This is a genomic window from Muricaecibacterium torontonense, assembly GCF_004793925.1.
Lineage (GTDB): Bacteria > Actinomycetota > Coriobacteriia > Coriobacteriales > Atopobiaceae > Leptogranulimonas > Leptogranulimonas caecicola.
On the sequence record NZ_SRYE01000001.1, the window covers coordinates 38,332 to 59,227 of the forward strand.

Annotated in this window: 23 protein-coding genes; 6 read left to right on the plus strand and 17 right to left on the minus strand. The window is 60.1% G+C overall.

Going from position 1 to position 20,896, the window contains the following annotated elements; genetic code table 11:
- Nucleotides 1–179: 179 nt before the first annotated feature.
- Nucleotides 180–1,133, plus strand: a complete 954-nt coding sequence (locus E5334_RS00190; protein ID WP_136011608.1) for an NAD(P)-dependent oxidoreductase — start codon at nucleotides 180–182, stop codon at nucleotides 1,131–1,133.
- 39 nt (nucleotides 1,134–1,172) lie between these two features.
- On the opposite strand, the gene E5334_RS00195 is transcribed toward E5334_RS00190, so the two are convergent.
- The 11 genes from E5334_RS00195 to E5334_RS08590 form a co-directional block, all read right to left on the minus strand.
- A complete protein-coding gene (locus tag E5334_RS00195) occupies nucleotides 1,173–2,399 on the minus strand; it encodes an MFS transporter (protein ID WP_275438850.1) in 1,227 nt (408 codons plus the stop codon).
- A 121-nt stretch (nucleotides 2,400–2,520) separates the two neighbouring features.
- Nucleotides 2,521–3,372, minus strand: coding sequence for a PTS system mannose/fructose/sorbose family transporter subunit IID (locus tag E5334_RS00200; RefSeq protein WP_167604276.1), 852 nt, complete (start codon nucleotides 3,370–3,372; stop codon nucleotides 2,521–2,523).
- A gap of 4 nt (nucleotides 3,373–3,376) precedes the next feature.
- Nucleotides 3,377–4,147 carry a PTS mannose/fructose/sorbose/N-acetylgalactosamine transporter subunit IIC gene (locus E5334_RS00205; RefSeq protein WP_136011610.1) on the minus strand — a complete coding sequence of 257 codons (771 nt, stop codon included), beginning with the start codon at nucleotides 4,145–4,147 and terminating at the stop codon, nucleotides 3,377–3,379.
- Nucleotides 4,148–4,186: 39 nt separating this feature from the next.
- The gene (locus tag E5334_RS00210) at nucleotides 4,187–4,657 is read right to left on the minus strand and encodes a PTS sugar transporter subunit IIB (protein WP_136011611.1); all 471 of its coding nucleotides are present in this window, start codon (nucleotides 4,655–4,657) and stop codon (nucleotides 4,187–4,189) included.
- A gap of 65 nt (nucleotides 4,658–4,722) precedes the next feature.
- Nucleotides 4,723–4,875: a hypothetical protein gene (locus tag E5334_RS08670; RefSeq protein ID WP_275438851.1), complete on the minus strand. Its 153-nt coding sequence runs from the start codon at nucleotides 4,873–4,875 to the stop codon at nucleotides 4,723–4,725.
- Nucleotides 4,872–5,138, minus strand: coding sequence for a PTS sugar transporter subunit IIA (locus E5334_RS08675; RefSeq protein WP_275438852.1), 267 nt, complete (start codon nucleotides 5,136–5,138; stop codon nucleotides 4,872–4,874). Before E5334_RS08675 ends, E5334_RS08670 begins: the two co-directional genes overlap by 4 nt.
- A 52-nt stretch (nucleotides 5,139–5,190) precedes the next feature.
- Nucleotides 5,191–6,252 carry an SIS domain-containing protein gene (locus E5334_RS00220; RefSeq protein ID WP_136011612.1) on the minus strand — a complete coding sequence of 354 codons (1,062 nt, stop codon included), beginning with the start codon at nucleotides 6,250–6,252 and terminating at the stop codon, nucleotides 5,191–5,193.
- 90 nt (nucleotides 6,253–6,342) lie between these two features.
- Nucleotides 6,343–7,479, minus strand: a complete 1,137-nt coding sequence (locus E5334_RS00225) for an SIS domain-containing protein (RefSeq protein WP_167604229.1) — start codon at nucleotides 7,477–7,479, stop codon at nucleotides 6,343–6,345.
- A 198-nt stretch (nucleotides 7,480–7,677) separates the two neighbouring features.
- On the minus strand, nucleotides 7,678–8,409 hold the full coding sequence (locus E5334_RS00230) for a GntR family transcriptional regulator (RefSeq protein ID WP_136011614.1): 732 nt from the start codon (nucleotides 8,407–8,409) through the stop codon (nucleotides 7,678–7,680).
- Nucleotides 8,394–9,161 carry a GntR family transcriptional regulator gene (locus E5334_RS00235; RefSeq protein WP_136011615.1) on the minus strand — a complete coding sequence of 256 codons (768 nt, stop codon included), beginning with the start codon at nucleotides 9,159–9,161 and terminating at the stop codon, nucleotides 8,394–8,396. Before E5334_RS00235 ends, E5334_RS00230 begins: the two co-directional genes overlap by 16 nt.
- Nucleotides 9,158–9,670: a hypothetical protein gene (locus E5334_RS08590; protein WP_167604230.1), complete on the minus strand. Its 513-nt coding sequence runs from the start codon at nucleotides 9,668–9,670 to the stop codon at nucleotides 9,158–9,160. Before E5334_RS08590 ends, E5334_RS00235 begins: the two co-directional genes overlap by 4 nt.
- A gap of 88 nt (nucleotides 9,671–9,758) precedes the next feature.
- On the opposite strand from E5334_RS08590, the gene E5334_RS08595 reads away from it, so the two are divergent.
- On the plus strand, nucleotides 9,759–10,433 hold the full coding sequence (locus E5334_RS08595) for an HAD family hydrolase (protein WP_167604231.1): 675 nt from the start codon (nucleotides 9,759–9,761) through the stop codon (nucleotides 10,431–10,433).
- A gap of 116 nt (nucleotides 10,434–10,549) precedes the next feature.
- Here the strand turns inward: E5334_RS08595 and ftsH are convergent, their stop codons facing one another.
- From ftsH to tilS, 3 genes are read right to left on the minus strand one after another with little or no spacing between them, the layout of a single operon-like run.
- Nucleotides 10,550–12,646 (minus strand): ATP-dependent zinc metalloprotease FtsH, encoded by a 2,097-nt coding sequence (gene ftsH / locus E5334_RS00245; RefSeq protein ID WP_136011617.1) that lies wholly within the window; start codon nucleotides 12,644–12,646, stop codon nucleotides 10,550–10,552.
- Nucleotides 12,647–12,694: 48 nt separating this feature from the next.
- Nucleotides 12,695–13,258 carry a hypoxanthine phosphoribosyltransferase gene (hpt, locus tag E5334_RS00250; RefSeq protein ID WP_136011618.1) on the minus strand — a complete coding sequence of 188 codons (564 nt, stop codon included), beginning with the start codon at nucleotides 13,256–13,258 and terminating at the stop codon, nucleotides 12,695–12,697.
- Nucleotides 13,259–13,291: 33 nt separating this feature from the next.
- Nucleotides 13,292–14,809, minus strand: a complete 1,518-nt coding sequence (tilS, locus tag E5334_RS00255) for a tRNA lysidine(34) synthetase TilS (RefSeq protein ID WP_275438853.1) — start codon at nucleotides 14,807–14,809, stop codon at nucleotides 13,292–13,294.
- Between the two features lie 70 nt (nucleotides 14,810–14,879).
- Here tilS and E5334_RS00260 point away from each other — a divergent pair, with 70 nt between their 5' ends.
- Nucleotides 14,880–15,734 carry an MBL fold metallo-hydrolase gene (locus tag E5334_RS00260; protein ID WP_275438854.1) on the plus strand — a complete coding sequence of 285 codons (855 nt, stop codon included), beginning with the start codon at nucleotides 14,880–14,882 and terminating at the stop codon, nucleotides 15,732–15,734.
- A 114-nt stretch (nucleotides 15,735–15,848) separates the two neighbouring features.
- Here the strand turns inward: E5334_RS00260 and E5334_RS00265 are convergent, their stop codons facing one another.
- The 3 genes from E5334_RS00265 to deoC all read right to left on the minus strand — a co-directional run bounded on the left by E5334_RS00265 (nucleotide 15,849) and on the right by deoC (nucleotide 18,564).
- A complete protein-coding gene (locus E5334_RS00265) occupies nucleotides 15,849–16,715 on the minus strand; it encodes an SDR family oxidoreductase (protein WP_136011619.1) in 867 nt (288 codons plus the stop codon).
- A 61-nt stretch (nucleotides 16,716–16,776) separates the two neighbouring features.
- Complete coding sequence (locus tag E5334_RS00270; RefSeq protein ID WP_136011620.1) at nucleotides 16,777–17,712, minus strand: type I phosphomannose isomerase catalytic subunit; 936 nt, start codon at nucleotides 17,710–17,712, stop codon at nucleotides 16,777–16,779.
- Nucleotides 17,713–17,850: 138 nt separating this feature from the next.
- Nucleotides 17,851–18,564 (minus strand): deoxyribose-phosphate aldolase, encoded by a 714-nt coding sequence (gene deoC, locus E5334_RS00275; RefSeq protein ID WP_136011621.1) that lies wholly within the window; start codon nucleotides 18,562–18,564, stop codon nucleotides 17,851–17,853.
- A 508-nt stretch (nucleotides 18,565–19,072) separates the two neighbouring features.
- Between deoC and E5334_RS00280 the strand changes: the two genes are divergently transcribed.
- The 3 genes from E5334_RS00280 to E5334_RS00290 are packed head-to-tail and all read left to right on the plus strand — an operon-like array spanning nucleotide 19,073 to nucleotide 20,884.
- Complete coding sequence (locus E5334_RS00280; RefSeq protein ID WP_136011622.1) at nucleotides 19,073–19,501, plus strand: PTS sugar transporter subunit IIA; 429 nt, start codon at nucleotides 19,073–19,075, stop codon at nucleotides 19,499–19,501.
- 45 nt (nucleotides 19,502–19,546) lie between these two features.
- Nucleotides 19,547–20,041: a PTS sugar transporter subunit IIB gene (locus tag E5334_RS00285; RefSeq protein ID WP_136011623.1), complete on the plus strand. Its 495-nt coding sequence runs from the start codon at nucleotides 19,547–19,549 to the stop codon at nucleotides 20,039–20,041.
- An 18-nt stretch (nucleotides 20,042–20,059) separates the two neighbouring features.
- Nucleotides 20,060–20,884, plus strand: a complete 825-nt coding sequence (locus E5334_RS00290; RefSeq protein WP_136011624.1) for a PTS sugar transporter subunit IIC — start codon at nucleotides 20,060–20,062, stop codon at nucleotides 20,882–20,884.
- Nucleotides 20,885–20,896 lie beyond the last annotated feature (12 nt).

The following is a 20,896-nucleotide window of genomic DNA, read 5'->3' on the forward strand; positions in this document are numbered from 1 at the left end:
TCTATCAACGACTAAATGGTCCCTTCATAGGACTTCGCGCCTATGGATTTTAGGGAAGTCCTACAAGCGCGTGCACCAAGACCTCATAGGCCTTCATCACGCTCACGGGTCTGCGCGCCTCTGCCGAAACTCCGCTAGCAATCTGTAGGTTAGGATGCACAAGAGAAAGGAGCATTTCTATGAACATCGTCTTGCTCGAGCCCCTCTTGGTGCCCCAAGAAACCATAAATACGCTCGCCGCCCCGCTCAAAGCCGCAGGCCATCGCTTCAAGGCCTACGACACCCCCACCAAAGATCCTGGCCAGCTGATCCAACGAGCCCAGGGCGCCGACATTATCATCATCGACAACACGCCCCTGCCGGCGCAGGTCATCCAAGCCCTCCCCCAACTCAAGTTTGTCGACGTCGCCTTCACTGGAGTAGATCAAGTGGCCCTGGACGCCTGCCGCGCCCGCGGCATCCTCCTGAGCAATTGCGCGGGCTACTCCGACACCTCGGTGGCCGAGCTCGTGTGCGGACTTACCGTAGACCTTTTGCGCCAGATACCCGCCTGCCAGCAGGCAACGCGCAGCGGAGGCACCTCCCAAGGCCTTCTGGGTACCGAGATCGCGGGCAAGACCGTAGGCATTTTGGGCACCGGTCACATTGGAACTCGGGTGGCCCAGCTCTTTTTAGCCTTTGGAGCTCGTGTCTTGGGCTACGCGCGCCATCAAAATCCTCACTGCGTCGCCCTGGGCGTAGAGTATCCGGGCCTCAAAGATCTTCTGACTCACTCAGACATCCTTACGGTGCACCTGCCCCTGACTCCTGAGACGCGGGGTTTTCTCGATGCCGAGAAGATCGCCGCCATGAAACCCGGCAGCTATCTGGTGAATTGTGCCCGTGGGCCTATCGTGGACACCCCGGCTCTTGCCCAGGCTCTCACCTCTGGTCATCTTGCTGGGGCCGCTATCGACGTCTTTGAACAGGAGCCGCCGCTACCCTCTACCAACCCGCTCCTTAAGGCGCCCCATACGGTACTCACACCTCACGTGGGCTACTTCACTGCCGAAGCCATGGTTCGACGCGCCACCATAGCCTTTGAAAATGTTGCAGCCTATTGCCAGGGTGCGCCGCAGAATCTGGTGATCTAACAAAGCCGCAGGTCACGGGGCGCAGGACCTCTGCGGCAGCTATTCCTTTTTGCTTCTCAGGCACCACCACATGCAAAACGCCGCACCCACCGCTGCGATGATGCACGAGGCGCCAAAAAGCACCCGCTGGACACCAAGGACATCAGCCAAAAAGGGGGCTGCCAACAAGGGCACCACGCCAGCGCTCATGAGGCCAAAGCGCACAAACCCCATGACGCGCCCAAGGGAGGCGATGGGCGTCTCCTGCTGTACCAGCGTCATTTGCACTGGCTCTAAGAAGCCCCAGGCAAAACCATTGACAGCCTGGCCGAGAATGGCCACCCACAAAATGTTGGTTCCCACATAGACCATGGAGCCCACGCCCACCACAAAGAGTGAACCCAAAAGCAGGCCCAGATTAACCCGGGAAGTGGGTATGCGGGTGAGCACCCAAGCGCCCACCGACGAGGTAAGGCCCACCACGGCAGAGAGCCATCCCAGCCACACGATATCCACCTGAAGGACATCGCGATAGAACAGCGACTCTAAAGAGTCGAAGGCGCCAAAGGCAAAGAAACCTAAAAACCCCGAGACAAAGATGACAAGAAGATCGCGATTGTCAAAGGTCATGCGCGCGCCCTCCACCATGCCCGAGATTACGCCCGTGAGCCTCTCATCTTCGCCGGCAGGCTTTACCCGCTCTTTGCAATCACGGGCAAATAGAAAGGTCACCGCCATGACGACCGCCATGAACAAATAGACTGAGTTAGTGGGCAACACACCCACCAAAAGCCCGCCTGCGACGGGCCCTAGGGTGAAAGCAATGTTGCTATAGAACACCAAAAGGCCGTTGAGCCGTTGCCTGCCCTGCTCGTCTGGCTGAAGGTAGCTTGGATAGGCGTGGGTGGTGGTGTTGAGGAAGCCACCGCAAATCCCCAGAAAAACCGCTGCGAAGATCAAGGACGGCACGCTGATGGGCACAACCCCCATCACGAGGCTCGACACCGCAGCCAAGGCCACTGTAACCATGGCTACCCGGCGCGGCCCAACCCTATCGATGGCCGGCCCTGCCAAGGCGTTGCCAGCCGAGACACATAGATTGCGCACTAAGGTGACCGCGGCAACAAGAAATGCGCCACCAGAAAGATCATAGGTGGCGGCGCCGATGAGGCCCAAGAAGTAGACAGCGTTGTTAGCGCACCACTGGAGTGACTCGATCCAAATCAGGTCGACCTCTGCCCTCGAGAGGCGGGGTTCCTCCATGGTGGCATCGACGGTTCTTCTCATCTTTTATCACACGGCGCAGAGGCGCCCCTTTCCGAGGTAATTCGCAATTCATCCACCCATCTTGTGACCACACAAAAAGGGCGGCGGCCAACCTCAGCCGGCCGCCGCCCGTTCCTGGGGGTTAAGCCAAGAATCCAAAGTAGACGCCCACTACGCCAAGCAGCATCGATCCTACGATGAGCCACGAGGGGCTTATTTTCTTAGAGAGGAGCCAATAGTAAATCCAGAATGCCGCCATGCCCAGCATGCCCGGCATGATGCCGTCGAGGATATCCTGGACCGTCTGCACATTCTCACCCACGCCGATCTCTATGGGGATTGATGCCCAGAACATGTCCACGCTCATGGCTCCGACCACCATGATGCCCACAATGGATACGGCGGTCATCACCTTGGTCATAAGGCCGTTTTCCTGCGCCTTGGCAAGGAAATCCACACCAAGTTCGTAACCTTTCTGGACACCCCAGATCCTCAGCCAAAAGCCGGGGATGTTATAGATGAGCAAAAAGGCGATGGGGCCAAAGGGGTTGCCCGCTTGGCAAAGAGCGATACCCACAGCGGCAGCGATAACACGAATAGTGGCAAGGAATATAGAATCACCGATGCCTGAGAGCGGGCCCATGAGCGCCGCCTTGACGTCGTTCACCGACTCTGGCTCGATCTCGCCCCTGGCCACACGCTCCTCCATGGAGATGGCCACGCCACCCACGAAGGGAGCGAACTGCACAGTGATGTTAAAGAAGGCTAGATGTCGCTCAAGGGCAGCCTTATAGCCCTCGGGGTCGTTCCTATAGATCTTCTTGAGCATGTTGGCAAGCATGAGGCAAAAGGCAATGTTCATCTGCTTGTAGTAGGTCCAAGAGAACTCCATGCCCAAAGACCCCACACTCAAGGCCGATTTAACCAGGTCCTTATGGGTAATCATATCCTCATCTTCGACCTGGTCGCCCAGATTGGTGACATTGAGGTTCATCACATCAGAAGTCATCGTCGTCATCTCCCTCGAGGGCTACCTGAGCTCCCATGTCCATGTTGATAAGATCGAACTTCTCAATGCCAATGATGATGGCGAGGATGGCCACACCCAGCACCGGCACCCCCATGTAGCTGCAGAGCAAGAAGCCCAAGAAGTAGAAGGGAACGAGCTTCTTGGTAATCACAAGACGGCCGAGCATAGCAAAGCCCATGGCAGGAAGCAGGTTTGCCGCGACGCCAAAGCCGTCCAGGATAAAGCTGGGAATCCAGTCGAGGATGCCCTGAACAGCGTCTACGCCAAGAAGGAATGCGCCACCACAGAGCAAGAAGTATTCAACGCACCCCCAAAGGCCAATGCCCCAGTGCACAGCATAGATGCCTTTAAGATTGCCTTTCTTAGCAAAAGAATCAGCTTTGTCGACAAAGAAGGGCCAAATGGGCTGAAGCAAGTTGCCAATGGCCAGCGAGAGCACTGCAATAGGCATGGCCAAGGCGATGGCTGCCTCCGTGCCCTCGCCAAGCGAGATGGCAAACGCGCACGCGAGCACGCCGCCAATGGTCTCGTTGGGTGGCACGTAGGCGCCGATGGAGATGGATCCCATGAAGAGCAGCTCGAGGCTGGCGCCCACGGCGAGGCCGGTCTGAAGATCACCCAGAGCCAGGCCCACTAGAGGGCACATGACGATGGGTCTGAACATATAAAGTGTGCCCAGCTGGTAATCGAGACACCCGAGGGCACCAATAAGGCCGACGAGTACAGCTTGTACAATCATGATTTTGCCAATCTGTGGAGTGGATTCGAAGGGATAGCCCTAGAGCACGGAGGCAGCGTCAACCTTAGGGTCATCGGCCAAAGGCCTGATCTCCACCTCGACGCCCCGGTCGAGAAGTTCGCGGATCATGACCTCCTCCTCTGGCTCGAGGAAGATCTGGCGAGAGACCTCCCGGGTTGTGGGACTCGCCTTGGTGTTGCCCAGGTTGATGCTAGTCACTGCAGGGCAGCGATCGGCAAGCTCTTTAGCCTCGGCGATGGTTTGCACGCTGACGATCATGCGGTACTTATCGGTAACGCCAGAATTGATGGCTTCGACGGCATGGTCCATATCCTTGATGACCAACTTGCAGCCAGCGGGCTTGCCCAACTTGAGCGTAGTCTTCCATACAGGATCGTTGGCGACATGGTCGCCAACGCAAAAGACGCAGTTGGCACCCAGTCCCTGGCACCACGAAACAGCGACTTGCCCATGGAGCAATCGATGATCGACCCTCAACAATAGAATCATTTTTAATACCCCCAGGAATTAGAGACGAACGGATGGATGTGCAAGCCCAAACCTCAAAGCCGGTCTCAGAACTCCTCTTCCTCGACATCCTCAGATGCCACGAGATCGTTCACATATTTAGGCGCCACATCCGGCGAAGCCACGGCTTGGCGCACCACCTCCTCAATGGGTTCGGCGGGATCGGAGAAGAGCAGGGAGATCAAGAGAGGGAGGCTCATGTTGGCCACCACATGAAGGTTGGGGGTTTTGCAAGGAGCTTGGTGAACTCATTGCACACCGACCCTCCAAGAATGTCGCAGCACACCACGACCTCGTCATCCCCTGCGCCTACGGCCTCTGTCGCCGCAGCTGCTACGTCGTCGTTGCCATCGACGAACAAACATACCGTCGCGAGGTCCTCGCGCTCCCCCACAAGAAACGCTAAAGCCTCGGCGATCCCCTGGGCGAAGTGGGCGTGGGATGCGATGACGAACCTTCTCATGAGTCTCCCTCCCCTGTCCCGTGGCCAACACCCTGCGGGCCACGGCTACGTGTTAGTACTCGAACTGGTGGTAGTAACGGCGATAGTTGAGGTTATGCTTGGTGACGGTCTCGTAGTAGGCAGCCACGCGATCGGTCACAAGGGATGAGAGAATCCACGGGCTTACGATGGTGCGGAACTCCTTGTCAATGGAGGGCGTCGCAAACTCGTCGATATCGATGACAACGATGTCGTTGTCGCCCGTGCGGCCACTCTTAAGGAACGCCTCCACGCGCTCATCGAGCTTGCGATACTCGTCGACGCCCTTGAAGAGCACCACGGGGACGCCCTCTTCCACAAGCTCGAGAGTGCCATGGAAGAAGTCTGCAGAGCTCACATAGCGCGTGCGCTTCCACTGCATCTCCTCGAGAATGCACATGGCGAACAGAATGGTCTCCCCCCATAGGGCGCCAGAACCCACGAACATGGTGTAAGGGGCAAGGGCATAGGAGCGCGCGATCTTCTCGGCAACGGGCTCGAACGACTTGCGAATATCGATGAGATCGGCCCAGATCCCGCGACACTGCTCGATGAAGCGCTCGTACTCCGGGAAGCACCCGCGGCGCTCAAGGAGCTTAAGACCAAAACAATCAGCGAGATAATAACCGCCCTCGCACCCGCCAGCACCGTGGCTGGACGCCATGGCCACGCAGTTTTTCGCACCCACCGCCTTGCCAATGGGGCCGTCGGGCTTGGTCATGGCCACCACGCGCACGCCCATCTCCTTGAGCTTCGCCACGGCCTCGAGGATCTCGGGCGTAGTGCCACTCTCAGAAGCAGTGAGCACCACAGAGCGCTCGGTCATGCGCTTGTGCCCTGCCACGAGCCACTCGGCGGCATGGATGAGATAGACCTCGAGATCCTTGTCGCCGTACTTGTTCATCATGTATTCGAGCTGCATGAGTTCATCCCATGTACCGCCTACGCCCATGAGGAAGATGGCGTCGTAGCCCTCGTCGGCCACGGAATCTGCCATAGCAGCCATGAGCTTACCGGTCTCATGAAGGGCCTCTCCATCGGCGAGGTAGCCCTCCTGGTCGAAGTGCATGATCTCAACCTTCTCAGTCTCTTTCACGATATTCCTCTCACTCTCTCTCGAATGGTATGGGGCGGCCGGGTACCGGCGGCCACCCTTGGCACAGGCGCTTTAAGGTACGCGCCGTGTCTACAAAGTGGATGCGCGCTGCTCCAGCTTGGCTTGGGCTTCGTCGTAGCCGGCGGCCTTGCTACCAAGCTCGCCCTCATGGGCAGCTAAAAACGGATGGACGTCCCAGGACTTTGTCGCCTCGGCCACCGTCGCTGCCACCACCTGGAAAAATGCGAGATTGGGAATGGCAGTGCAGAGGGGGTTTGCGCAGGAAGGCAAGGGCACCTCAAAGTCCTTGCCCTGGGGATGCGCTGTAAGCAGCCATGCCGAGGGCGTTACCTGAGCCATGACCTGAGCGCAGCGGGCAAGGCGAGGTGAGCCAACGGGGTCGTCTTGGATAAACACGAGGTGGCCGGGGGCCACTTGCATCTCGGGGCCATGCATGAACTCCTCGCCCTCGAAGGGGGCGGCGCTTATCTTGAGCGTCTCTTGGAACTTGAGGGAGGCCTCCTCGGCAACGCCCCAGGCAGGGCCGTTGCCCACGATGAGAGCGGGAGAGCGGCGAGAAAGCTCGCCTATGTGCCGCTCGACAAAGGCGTCGGCCACGGGCAAGCAGGCACGATGGGCAGCCACGGCGTCCTCGACGGCAGCAAGCCCATCCACAAGGCCTTGCTGCCCGAGGGTTCCCGCCTCCTCTGCTCCGTAGAGCGCGAAGAACATGAGGAATTCGACCAAAGTGAGCATGCCCTGGGTGACAAAGTCCACCGCCTCAAGCCCGCAACCGTAGTCCACGGCCACATCGGCATGCTCTGCAGCGGGCGATTGGGGGTTTGCCGTAAGCACAACAGAAGGCTTGCCGCGATCGCGCAAAAAGTCGAGAGCCGCTATCACGTTGGTGGAGTAGCCACTTTGAGAAATGACCACGTTGAATGCGTTGGCCGGGTAATCGTGCTCGAAGGCCATGAAGCGCTCCGGGGTCACCACAGATACCTGTTCTTGAAGGGTTTGCGCCATGAAATCGCGGGCGCAATCAGCTGCGTGGCGAGAGGACCCAGAGGCGATGATGCGAATCGCCGGTCCTCCGGGACGCCTGAGCGTCGCTGCATAGGAATCTACCAACCAACAGGTGAGCTCTGCCGAGCGATCGAGGTTCTCGACCATACGATCTTGTGCCGCACGGGCGTAATCGAGCATCGTGGGGATCTTCGACTTCACCGCAGCCTTCCTTACGATCGATGTTTGACGATGGGAAGAGTACAAGTGGGGACTTTTTATAACCATTTGCTATAAACAAGCTAACACTCTTTTGATACCAATTCATGATAAGCAGGGGATACCGGCGAACGGTAGTTTATTAAGGGACAAACGGTAGCATTGCCGTGCCCCATCCTCAATGCATGGTCGCGAACACGATCAATAGGTGTAGACGTAACCCCCACGATCACCGAGGTTAAGGGCTCTCACATACTCGACGGCTCGACCATCGCTGTCATAGCTCACACAGTCTAGGGTCATGGCGGGATCCCCTGCTCGCACGCGGAGAAGCCCCGCATCCCGTGCTGAAAGCTCGGTCAAACCAAGGACCTCTTGGGTGCCTACCACTTCATGCCCGTACATCGCATAGGTCTCGTAAAGGCTAAAGACAGCCACATCCACAACTTCGATAGCAGGAAAGAGCTCAAGCGGAATAAGGGCGCTCTCAATAGAAACCGGAACGCCGTTAACGCTGTTGAGCCGGCGCACGCCATACACCTCGTCCTCGGGATCTACCCCAAAAAGGTCTGCAAAAAGGGGGCCTGCAAGGCGTCGTGAGCGCGAGAGAACGCGCACCGAGGGCTCCGCATCGTGCACTCTAACCATTTCTCGGAACCCCATGCCGGTAGCCTCAGCTCCATCCCAAAGGCTCACCACAAAGGCTCCTTTGCCTTGGACGCGGCGCACAAGGCCGCGATCCACAAGCTCTCCCACGGCGTTTCGCACCGTGAGCCGCGTGCAGCCAAACTCATCTGCCAACTCATTCTCAGAGGGCAAGGCGACGCCGGCTGGATAGTCGCCGCGCTCGATACGTTCGGCAATGATTCGACGAATGCTAAGGTAGAAGGGTTCTTCTCGGGATAGAGCCCCCGGGGTTACGAGAAAAGCCACGGCTTTTTACCCACCTTTCTCTTGAGATGCTCAGGCAGGTCGTTGCTCGCAAAATGATAGCGATCGGCGCGGATGATATGCCGGCTGAACTCCACGGGAAGGCCCGCGTCGTCCTTCTCGACGGCAAGAAAGTAAAGGGCGGCGGCGCCAGGAGCAAGCCCTAAAAGAGGGGCCTCGTCTTCGCGAACCCGCGTCACCGAGATACGCTCTTCGCCATGGGAGATACGAACGCCGTAGTCGCGCTCAAGTACCTCGTAGAGACTTTCCTGGGCGTAATCGTGATTCTCAATACCCGAGAAGCGCTCCCGATCTATCCAGCCAGTCTCTATGGAACAGGGCCTGCCATCTGCCGTCCTCAGCCGCTTGAAAAAAAACACCGGGTCACCAGGGTGTATCGCGAGGCGATGAGCCACATCAGAGGGAGCTTCCTCCACCCCAGAGACCACCAACACGCTGCCCGGCCTCATGCCCACGTCGCGCGCTGCAGCGCCATAGTTGTAGGTTTCTTGAAAAACCATAAGCACCCGTGGATCTGCCACATAGGTGCCCGACCCCTGGCGGCTCTCAAGCACATTGCCAGCCACAAGATCGGCAATGGCGCCCCTAAGAGCTGTGCGCGATACTCCCACGAGCTCGCAGAGTTCACGCTCGGGCGGGAGGCGATCGCCTGGGCCAAGCCCACGCGAGGCGATGAGCCAACGAATGCCCTCAGAGGCGCGATCCTTGGCGGGTACGGTTAACCCTGTGCTCATTCCTTGCGCTCCGCTCCCCCGGACTTCGCGGCCCCTCTTGCAATCACTGCGCCCATGGAACCCTTTAATTCTTCAGCATAACCACTTAGACTCTTGAACGCTAGGGAGTCTCTAGAGACCTCCCTTGTTATAATGGGAATCTCCAAGCGGGCAACGCCCTCTGCGCCAGAGCGCACCGCCAGCACCACAGAGAGCCCTAGGCAGCACCCCTTCTCTGCAGCATTAGCTCGAGACACTGCGGCAGGATTGGCCATGATGCGAGCAGCTAGGTCGCGATTGTTGCCTTCAGGCTCAGGCGCGCGCTCGACGATTTGGCAGGCCAGAAGATCCGCATCACAAAACACCGCCGGCTCACAGCCAGGAAAACGCACAGCCCAGAGCCCCCGGGAAGCATCCTCTACCACCCAAGGGAGCATCGAGAGGCGCGGCGGCTCAAACAAGACCGACGTCACCGTGAATTCAGGCCCGTTGAAGACCTTTTGCGGATCCTTGTGCCCAAACAGCCCCATGGAGATCTCCCTTGATTGTGTCCCTTCTTTCTGTGATTGTATACAATATACGTACTTCTTGATACCAATTTTCCAAACAGGAGGAATTATGGGCACCGTAGAGGCGGTCGTGTTCGACATGGATGGGGTTATCGTCGACACCGAGGCGGCCTACTGCCGCATCCTCGTGGATTTCTTTGGGCAACACGGTGTCTCTCTGAGCTGGGACGAAGTGAGCGACATCGTTGGATGTTCTGCCCCGGTATATCACGAGCACCTGGAGCGATGGTTTGCACAAGTACCCCAGCCCGACCCCTCTTGGGCAGACCTGGGCGTTGAGGAGGCAGTAGAGCCGGCTTTCGCCGCCCTTGATGGAAGGCTCGGCGAGCTAGCCATGGCCGGACTGCACCGCTGTCTTGAGGGCTTGCACGACCGAGGCATTCCCTGTGCCGTGGCTTCGTGCTCCTCACCGGCAGAGATAGAGGTTGCTCTTTGTAGCTGCGGCGTACGTGACCGGTTTGCGGCCGTGGTGAGCGGCAGCGAAGTGGCTCACTCCAAGCCTGCTCCTGATGTGTACCTCAAAGCCGCACGGCTCTTGGGTGTAAACCCGCAGCGTTGCGTAGCTGTGGAAGACTCCAATACCGGGATCGAAGCTGCAAGATGCGCTCGTTATTATGTGATTGCCCGGCGCGAGACGCGCTTTTGCTTTTCTCAAAAAGGAGCGCACCACATGGTGGATACCCTCGACGAGATCCCCCTCGTGATCGACCACCTCTCCCTCTAAGATGGCGCCGCCCCCCGAATGCCATAAAAATAGCAGGTGCAGCCGGATTCCTTCCAGCCGCACCTGCTTCATATGTTTTTAAAATACAAGCCGATAAAACCCCGACCTGTCAATGACTACTTTGAGTCGTCGTTCGACCGTGGGTTAAGCTCGTGATCGAGCTTCTCTTCGTCCTGGTGTTTTTCTTCAGAGCCCAAAAGGTCCAGGCCGCCGTCGTGGGTGGCGTCGCCTGCAGGATCTTCCACCTGGCCCTGGCTGGCAGCCTCTTGATTGACAGCTTCCAGCGGATGGGCGGCCAAATACTCGTCCCAAGTGTCGTTGAGCAGGGCTTGCACGGCCTCGCCCTCGACGGTCTCGCGCTCCAGCAGCACGTTGGCCATGGTGCGCATCTGGTCTGCGTGCTCCTCGAGGATCTGGCGGGCCTTCTCGTGGGCCTGGCGCATGATGCGGCCCACCTCGCCGTCGATGCGCAGTGCGGTCTCAGGGGAGTAATCCTGCTTGTCGGCGTAGTCGCGGCCCAAGAAGACCTCATGCTGGGCCTCGCCAAAGACCTGGGTGCCCAGCACCTTGGACATGCCGTAGCGGGTGACCATCTGGCGGGCCAGCTTGGTGGCGCGCTCCAGGTCGTTGGAGGCGCCGGTGGTGATGTCCTCGCAGAAGATCTCCTCTGCGGTGCGGCCACCCAAAAGCACGGCGATCTGCTCGAACATGGCGTTGCGGGTCTGCAGGAAGTGGTCCTCCTCTGGCAGCGACAGGGTGTAGCCTAGCGCCTGGCCGCGGGGGACGATAGTGATCTTGTGCACCGGGTCTGCATGGGAGAGGTAGTGACCCACCAAAGCGTGGCCGGACTCGTGGAAGGCGATGGTGGTGCGCTCGCTCTCAGAGATCACGCGGCTCTTGCGCTCGGGACCTGCGATAACGCGCTCCATGGCCTCTTCGATCTCGTCCATGGAGATGGCCTCTTTGTTACGACGGGCGGCCAAAAGGGCGGCCTCGTTCATAAGGTTGGCCAAGTCTGCGCCGGTAAAGCCAGGGGTAAGCTTGGCGAGGGCGCCAAACTCGATGCCCGGCTCCAGGGGCTTGTTGGCCGAGTGCACCTGCAGGATCTTCTCGCGACCCTTGACGTCGGGGCGATCCACCGTGATCTGGCGGTCGAAGCGGCCGGGACGCAGCAGGGCAGGATCGAGGACGTCAGGGCGGTTGGTGGCAGCGATGAGGATCACGGCGGCGTTGCCCTCGAAGCCGTCCATCTCCACCAGCAGCTGGTTCAAGGTTTGCTCGCGCTCGTCATGGCCGCCGCCCAAGCCGGCGCCACGCTGGCGGCCCACGGCGTCGATCTCGTCGATGAACACGATGGAGGGGGCGGCCGCCTTGGCCTGTTTGAACAGGTCGCGCACGCGGCTGGCGCCCACGCCCACGAACATCTCTACGAAGTCAGAGCCGGAGATGGAGAAGAAAGGCACGTTGGCCTCGCCAGCCACCGCCTTGGCCAAAAGCGTCTTGCCGGTGCCCGGAGGGCCCATGAGCAGCACGCCGTGGGGGATCTTGGCGCCCATGCGCTTGAAGCGCTCGGGGTTGACCAAAAAGTCGCGGATCTCGCGGATCTCTGCCACAGCCTCGTCCACACCGGCCACGTCTGAGAACTTGACGGTGGGGCGGGTCTCCTCGGTAGTCTTGGCCTTGGTCTTGCCAAACTGGGTGGCGCCGCCGTTTTGCCCCTGCATGCGGCTCATGAAATAGAACATGAACACGATGATGAGGATGGTGGGCACCAGGCTTATGAGCAGGCTGGTGCCCGTAGAGACGTCTGCCGTGTCCACCGTGAAGTCCACGTCTGGGTGGGCGGCCATGAGCTCCTCAAGGGAGTCTGCACCGGCGTAGGTGCTGGTGAAATTCTTGGCCGTATTGTCTTTGCCCACATCTTCCTTCTGGGCCCAATACTGGCCGGTGACATTGCCGGTAGAGGGAGACCAGGTGGCCTGTTTCATGCGACCGTCGTTTACTGCCGCCACAAACTCGCTGGTAGCTAAGTTTGTGGTGGAGCCTTGGCCGCTGCCACCGTTTTGGGGAATGCCGTTTCCTCCGGTGAAGAACCAAAAGAACACCGCAAAGCACAGCACCAAAATGAGCGTGTAGAGAAAGCTGCTGCGCGACCCTCCCATCTTGGGGCCTTGGGGGTTTTTGCCGCCCGGTTGAGGTGTGTTGTCTGCCATGGATCTCCCTTGTTGCTATGGGCGCCCTATGCCTCCGTCCTTGGGCCGTTAGGAGTAGCACTCCGGCTTGAGGATGCCGATGTAGGGCAGGTTGCGATAACGCTCTGCATAGTCCAGTCCATACCCCACGATGAACTCGTTTGGCACGTGACTACCAACATATTTAGGGATTACAGGACAATCGCGGTCGGGCAGGTCTTTCACCAAAAAAGCGGCCACTTCGATAGAGCGGGGGCTGCGGGATTTGAGCATGTCGATGAGGTAGGAGAGCGTGAGGCCGGAGTCCAAGATGTCCTCCACGATGATCACGTCGCGCCCTTCGATACGGGTATCCAGGTCTTTGACGATGCGCACCACGCCGGAGCTCGTGGCGCCGTCGCCGTAGCTGGACACCGCCATGAAGTCGATGGAAATGGGGGTGTCGATGGCGCGCATGAGATCGGCCATGACCACCACAGCGCCCTTGAGCACACAGATGAGCAATGGGTTTCGATCTTTGTAATCCTCGGTGATCTGCGCTCCCATGGTTTGCACGATAGCGGCGATTTCTTCCTGGGCGAACACCACGCGCTCGATATCGCTATGCAGTTCGCAGCCAGCCTTGTCACTCATTGACGTCCCCTTTTCTCCTCGCGACGGCCTTCCCTAAAGGACCGCCTGCTCCCGCTGGTGGAAATTCAATACTAACAGTGTCTTAGTGGCGCTCGTGACCCGGCAGCGCTCGTCTGCACGAACTCCTGCCACCCATAAGATCGGGCCTACGGGGCCCGCGTGAACCACCGGCACCTGGCCTCGCTCACGCGCAGGGATATGGGCGGCAGCCAGAAGGTCCGAGAGCCGTTTGGACTGCCCATGCATCCCCAACGGGCACAGCACCTCCCCGGCCTCTGGACCCGCCACCCACAGCCGTCCCCCCTCGGGAGGCACGCCTGCAGCCTCAGCGTCCAGCATCACCGACACCGGCCCACGCTCAGCCGCATAGGTCTGGGCCAGTGCCACCGGGTCGTCCCCTCGCGCTACGGGCACTAGCGATGCCGACAAAATCTTGCCCCCTGGGAGCTCCAGCGTTCCCGGCGCTTCCAGCCAGGCCCCTACCAGCGCCTCCGCGCTGGTGCGCGACGCCAGGCGCAGCAACCCGTACTGCACCGATACATCCACCCCCAAAGGCGCCGTCATGGAGCCGGAGCCTTGCGCCACCAGGCCCAAGACGCGCTCGACATGGCGGCCCTCCAGCCGCGCCTCGGGCGCTACCTGCAACAATGCGGCGCGCACCACCCGGCGGGCGACGGCCACCTCCATCGCCGCGAGCCGGTTGGCGTCCAGCGACAGGGCGCCTGGATCGCTCCGGCGCGTCACCTCGCGCAGAACCCGAGCCGCGATGGAGGTGAGGTAGGCATCCTCGTCTGACAGGATGTCGCAGGCGCCCGAAACCGTCTGGGCCAAGCGGGGGTTTTTCTTCTCGGCAACAGGAATGAGCTCGTGGCGCACGTAGTTTCTCAGGTAGCGGGTGTCGGAGTTGGTGGCGTCTTCACGCCAGACCACCCCGTGCATGCGCAGGTAGTCGCAGAGATCCTGATGGGTGCGGTCCAAAAGCGGCCGCACGATGCGGTTGCGGCGCCGAGGGATGGATGAGAGCCCGGCGACCCCGGAACCTCGGATGGCGTTCATGAAGAAGGTCTCGCAGCGGTCGTTGGCCGTATGGGCAGTGAGGATGCGGGCGGCGCTGCGCGGGGTGCCCCACTGGGCCGAGAGCTCGTTGGCCAGCTGATTGGCTGCCTCATAGCGCACCTGGCGGGCCACGCTCTCGAAGGACTCGCCGGGCGTCTCTTGGGTGAGGGCAGGCACATCCGCCTCTACCACCGTAGCCGGGATCCCCTGGCGGGCAGCCAGGTCGCGCACAAACTCGGCGTCTTCTGCCGCATCCAGGCCCCTCAACCCATGATTTATATGGAGCACATGGAGCCGCTCTCGGGCGATGGGTTGCGGCCCTCGACCGTCCTCCAAGTCCAGCGGCGAGGTGGCGGCCAAAAGCAGGAGCGCGCAGGAGTCCGCCCCACCGGAGACCATGAGCACCACCGGCGCGCCCAAACTGGGATCATCGGCGGTAGCAGGCCTCTCAAAGGGAGCTGAGGCTCCTCCATATCGCCTGGCCACACTGGTCATGGGTCCTCCTTTTTTAAGGTCGCTGGAACTATCAAGTGTAGGCTTTTGCCCTACGGGAGCTTGGCTTATTGTGGGTGCCGATAAGAACGTGCAACCTCTTCAAGAAAGCGAGCCTTGCGTGGACCCCTGTTTGCATTTGCACCTGTTGGCCTCGGGTTCCAAAGGGAACGCCTACGTGGTGGAGGGCCCCGCAAACTCGCTGCTCATCGATGACGGCCTCTCGCTGCGCGAGCTCAAACGGCGGGCGGCCGAGCTCTCGGTGGACCTCTCCCGCATCACCGACTGCCTGGTGACCCACGAGCATTCCGATCACACCAAGGGGCTGCCCGTGCTCGCCAAGCATTTTGACGGCACTCTCTATGCCAGCTGCGGCACGGCCGCATCGCGCCCCTCCATGGAACAGCTGGGCTTTGCCACCTTTGATGCCGGCAGCACGCTCACGCTGGGGTGCATGGAGGTTGCCACCTTCTCTACCAGCCATGATGTCTGCGATCCGGTAGGGCTTTCCATTCGCTGCGGCGACGACTCCGTAGGGATCTGCACGGACACCGGCTATATGACGCCCGCTGCCCTCGAAGCCCTGAGCGACCTAGGCATCCTGGCCCTGGAATCCAATCACGACGAGCGCATGCTCGCCAGCGGCCCCTACCCTGGCTACCTCAAGCAGCGGGTATCCGGCCCCCTGGGCCATCTGTCCAACAGCCAGGCCGCGCAGGCGGCAGCCCAACTGGTGGGGAGCCATACCCGCGCTGTGGTGGCCATGCATCTATCCCAGGAAAACAACCGGCCCTCCCTGGCGGTAGGGGCCCTGGCCGAAGCCTTGGGTGCGACGGTCGCCAACGACGTGGGCACTCAAGCCGCGACCCCCAACGGGCGGCTCGCCATCGTGGCCGCCGGCCAAGCTCGCCCCATGACCGTGCGATAGCGCACGCCTTCAAAAAACGGCAGCCTGCATGTCCTTGAAACATGCAGGCTGCCGCATCGATTTACTGTCGCGCGTGTATGGCCCTCCCCAAGCCCCTGGGCTTAGGCGCGCGCCTTAATAGCCAAAGTCGCTCAGGCAGCGCTGGACGTCCTCCTCGAAGGTGGCCAGGCCAAACCCCGCCGCCTTGGCTTTGGAGCCGTCCAAGCGAAAGTCGCGAGGACGCTCGGCATAGCGCTCGGTATCGGGGAGGATGAGCTCGTCGATCTCGCCAGGCGTCGCCCCGAGGCGCCCGGCGATATAAAGGGCTGCCTCATAGGTGGTGAGCATGTTGGCGCTTGCGAAGTTGTAGACGCCGCTGTCGATCGTAGCCAGCAGAGGGAAGTCGTTGGCCAGGTGCTGGGCATAGGTCATGCAGCGACGCTCGTTGGCGGTGAACTTGGTGGGAGTGTGGGTACGCAAGGCCCGGAGGGTGTTGCCCAAGATGTTGGGAGACGCCTTCACTCGCGGCATCGAAAGCCCAAACTGCCAAGAGAGCCGCAAGATCACATAGTTGTCCATATGGGCGCGCATCCAGGCATCCACGTCGGCCTTCTGGCGCCCATAGTTGGTGACCGGCACAGGGTCTGCCTCTTCATCAAAGGGAGCAGCGTCAGTGCGGCCGTTGAACAGCTGCTCGGTAGAGATGAACACCAGACGCTTGCCTTTGTCTTGGCACACCTGGGCAATGGCGATGGCCGAGTCCCGGTTCACCAGCCCGGTTCCTTCTGGGTCGTTCTCGCAGTCGGCAGTGGTGGCGTTGGCGGCGGTGTGGAAGAGCAGGTCGAACTCCTGTGCCGAGAAAAACGCCTTCACCTCCGCAGGGTTCGAGTAGTCGACGTCTTTGCGCGACACGCCTACGAACTCGAAGGTGTCCTGGTTGTAGAGGGACACCAAGCTTGCCAGATAGCCCCGCGATCCGGTCACTAAGACCTTTTGCCTCATGAATTGCTCCTTGGGTTGGTAGTTCTTGGGTTCGAAGTGCTCCTAGGTTCGGGCAGCGGCCTTAGCAGCGGCGGCTCACCACCACGCGGCAGTCGCCCGAGATGGTGACGCCTTCGAGAGATGCCGGGATCACGCAGCTCTCGGTATAGGCGAGGTTTGTGTCGCCCTCAGGGCTGGAGACGTGGGCTTCTCCCCAGACGCAGGTGAGCAGGAAGTACTGGCCGTCTGTAGGCACCTGCCAGCTGTCGCGCACATCGATGACGTCGCACGTGAAGGCCTCGTTGTGGATAGCGCGATGAGTGGCAGGGTGGTCCACGCGCTCCGGGTCGCCCACATGAGCCACCGTGACGCAGTTGGAGGGGTTGAGCACCTCGAATCCCTGATCCACGTGCAGCTCACGGCCGCGGCCCCAGTCGCAGAGCCTGAAGGTAGTATTGCCAAAGGAACCAATCTCCACACTCAGGATGCCTGGGCCCATGGCATGCATGGTCCCAGAGGGCACCTGCACGAAGTCGCCAGGATGCACCGGCACCCGCAACCCGTAGCGCTCGCCGATGGTATCGTTGGCCGAAGCCTCCCTTAGCGCCTCCAGATCGCAGGTGGTGCATCCGCCAATGAGCTCGGCGCCGGGCTCCGCTTCGCAGATGTACCAGCATTCCACCTTGCCGCGGTCCCCCACCAGGCGTGCCGCATCCTCCTCTCCGGGATGCACCTGCACCGACAAGAACTCCTTGGCATCCATGAAGATGGCCTGGAGGCTCTCGGTGTCCTCGGTATCGCCTAGCACCTCATCGTGATAGGCGCGCAAGAACTCGTCGTAGGCCATGCCTTCGCCCGGACCCGAGGCCACCTGCGAGGTCACCCCTTCATGGGCCGAGATGTCGAAGGACTCGCCATAGTTCTTGTCGCCCGAAGGCTCAAGCCCGCGGATTTGGGCCAGGCGCGTGCCGGCCCATATGGGCGATATGACGTGGGGAGCAAAGGTAATGGGGCCCATAGTATAGGCTCCTTTCGTTTAAAAAAGATCATCCGACCCAAAGAAGCGCCCCCGCGGCATTCTCTTGACAGTCCTCGTTCGTCATAGGATGCCGCAGGGGCGCAGGTGCAAGAACGCTCGCTTAAGGAAGCTGCCCTGTTAGAGGGTGTAGCTCTCGACGCCCTCGTCTGCCATACGCGCCTTCAAGGCTTCGATGATGGAGATGCCCGAAGAGGTGCCGATGCGGGTGGCGCCGGCGCGCACCATGTCCAGGAAGGTGTCGGCGTCGCGGATGCCACCGGCAGCCTTTACCTGTACGTCCGGCCCCACATGGCTGGCCATGAGCTCCACGTCGGCCACAGTGGCGCCGCCGGTGGAGAATCCGGTGGAAGTCTTCACAAAGGTGGGCTTCACGCGGCTGGCGATCTCGCAGAGGGCAAGCTTTTCCTCATCGGTGAGCAGGCAATTCTCAAAGATCACCTTGGAGGGTACCTGGGCTTTGTCGCACACCTCCACGATGCGTGCCATCTCGTCTTCCAGATAGGCCCAGTTTTTAGCCTTCACCTGGGTGATGTTGATCACATAGTCGATCTCGGTGGCGCCGTTGGCGATGGCGTCTTCAGTCTCGGCCACCTTGGACTCGATAGAAATCTGCCCCAACGGGAAGGCGATGGCGGCGCCTGTATGGATGTCGGTACCCGCCAGCTGCTCAGAACAGAACTTGGACTGCACCTGGTTGACCGCCACCATCTTGAAGTGGTAGGCACGTGCCTCGTCGCAGAGCTTCTTCATGTCTTGCTCTGTGGCGTCGGCGTGCAGGCTGGTGTGGTCCACCAGACGAGCGAGGTCGTCCAAGGTATAGGTCTTGCTCATGGATAAGCTCCTTAAATAGAAGCACTCGAAGAATGCTAAGGGGTGCGTCTTGTACAACTTGCAACTCTAAAGGCAACCTGAATTGCCCTTGTGCCGATAAGCTCACAACATCCGGGGGCCAGGCCTTCTCGGTAGCAGGAGTATAACAAGCTTTTTGTCTAGGCTATTTGTCTTTTTTGTCAGCTCATATTTTCTACCGTTCACGGATATTGTGTGGATATGTCTCTTGTTTCTTTGGATAACTCCCCCTACTATTGGGATTGCACAGGCGTTATGTAAGGCTTAAAGCTTACATATTGACTTACAAGTTTCTGAGCAGCCTTTACTTATTTCCTTATCCTTCGGGACCTGGCCGCCAGGATCCCTCGAAAGCCCAGCGTCGCCCCTCTTCCCTTGCGCGCTCTGGGCCCTTAAGAACGGCGCTTCACAAAAGCGCACCCTCCCTTGGCATCCGGCGCCTTCGGGCGCCTCCCTTCGATCAATTTTGCTTACACCTAAAGGAGCCCCTATGAACATCCTGCTCGTGTCCCACGGAAAGCTCTGCGAGGGCGTGCTCGACGCCTACAAGATGCTCTTTGCCGACGCGCCGAACGTGAGCGCCCTCAGCCTCACCAACGATGGCGTAGAGGATTTTCGGGTGCGCTTGGATGAGCGTCTGGCCGCCCTTGACGGCCAGGGCCCCATCTTGGTGATGGCCGATCTGTTGGGCGGCACCCCCTATAACGAGGTCTACGCCCGCCTGCTTGAAGACCCTTCCCGGCTGCGCCTGGTGTGCGGCCTCAACCTTCCCATGCTCATCGAGGCAGGAGTCATGGCCTCTGCCGCCGATGACATCGATGCCGTTGTTCAGACTGCCGTCTCAGCGGGGGCGAGCGGCGTCTGTGGTGCGGAACTTCCCCAGGAAGACGGCCCAGAGGAAGAGGAGGATCTCTTCTAGCCGCGTCGTCTTGCCACAAGTTTCCCTAAAAGAGAGGAGAGGTGTATGACCATTTCGTTCGCACGCATCGACGATCGTGTGATCCATGGCCAGACCATGACCCGCTGGGCCACCCAGAAGCCCTGCGACGCCATCCTGGTGATCAGCGACAAAGTTGCCGCTGACGACCTGCGCAAGAAGGTGCTCAAGGCGGCAGCCGGGCACCTGAAGATCGGCATTTACACCGTCGACCAGGGCGTGGAGGCCTGCGAGAAGGCCAAAGCTTCCAAGAAAAACTTCTTTATTATCTCCGACTCGGTGGAGGAGTTCGCCAACCTCAAGAAGGCAGGCGGCGACTTTGGCCCCATGCTCAACGTAGGCAACCTCTCTGGCACACGCCCGGGCACCAAAAACCTAGGCAACGCCATCTGCATCACCGACGAAGACGTCGCCTGCTTCGACTATCTGGCAAATCAAGGCATCGACCTGCAATTCCAGATGATCCCCGACGATTCTGTGCACACCTGGTCCCAGGTGAAGAGCAAGTACGAGTCTTTGTAAAGGAGGAGGAGAACTGTTATGAGCGGACTTATTTTCCCGGCGTTTATCTGCGGTCTCTTCTGTTATCTGGGCGCCATCGAGTGCGCCAACCCTCTGGGCACCACCGGCAGCTTCTACTGCCTTGGCCGCCCCTTGGTAGCCGGCCTTATCGTGGGCCTCGCCTTTGGCGACGTCACCCAGGGCATCCTCTGCGGCGTGGCGGTGCAGGCCGTCTTCATCGCCAACCTGTCCACCGGCGGCGCCACCAACTCTGAGATCACGTATGCCTCCTATGGCGGCATTGGCTTGGCCATGGCCGCCACCAAGGACCCCGCGCTGGCAGTGACCCTGGCGGTGCTGGTGGGCAACACCTTTGGCCTGGTCTTCTACAACCTGCGTATGGCCGGCTACTCCGTCTTCAACAACAAGGCCCTGGAGGCCGCACAGGCCGGAAGCACCAAGGGCGTCACTCTGTGGCACCTGGTCATCCCCCAGATCTGCACCTTCTTGCTGCGCTTCGTCCCCGTCTTTGTGGCCATCATCGCCGGTGAGGGCGTCGTGAACGACATCGCCAACAACGCGCCTGAGATCGTCACCCACACCATTAGCGTGCTGGGCGGCATCCTTCCCGCACTGGGCATCGGCATGCTCATGAACATCGTGGTGAAAGAGAAGATCCAGCTGGTCTTCTTCTTCCTTGGCTTCGCCCTCTTCGCCTTCGCAGGCCTGGGCACCATCCCCGTGGTCTTCATCGCCGCCACCGTGGCCTACATCTACTTCCTAGCCACCGGCAAGGCCGCTGCCGCCGCTCCTGCTGCCACCAGCAGCGAGAACGCGATCTACGAAGACCCCGACCTTTTTTAAGCTGAGAGAGGA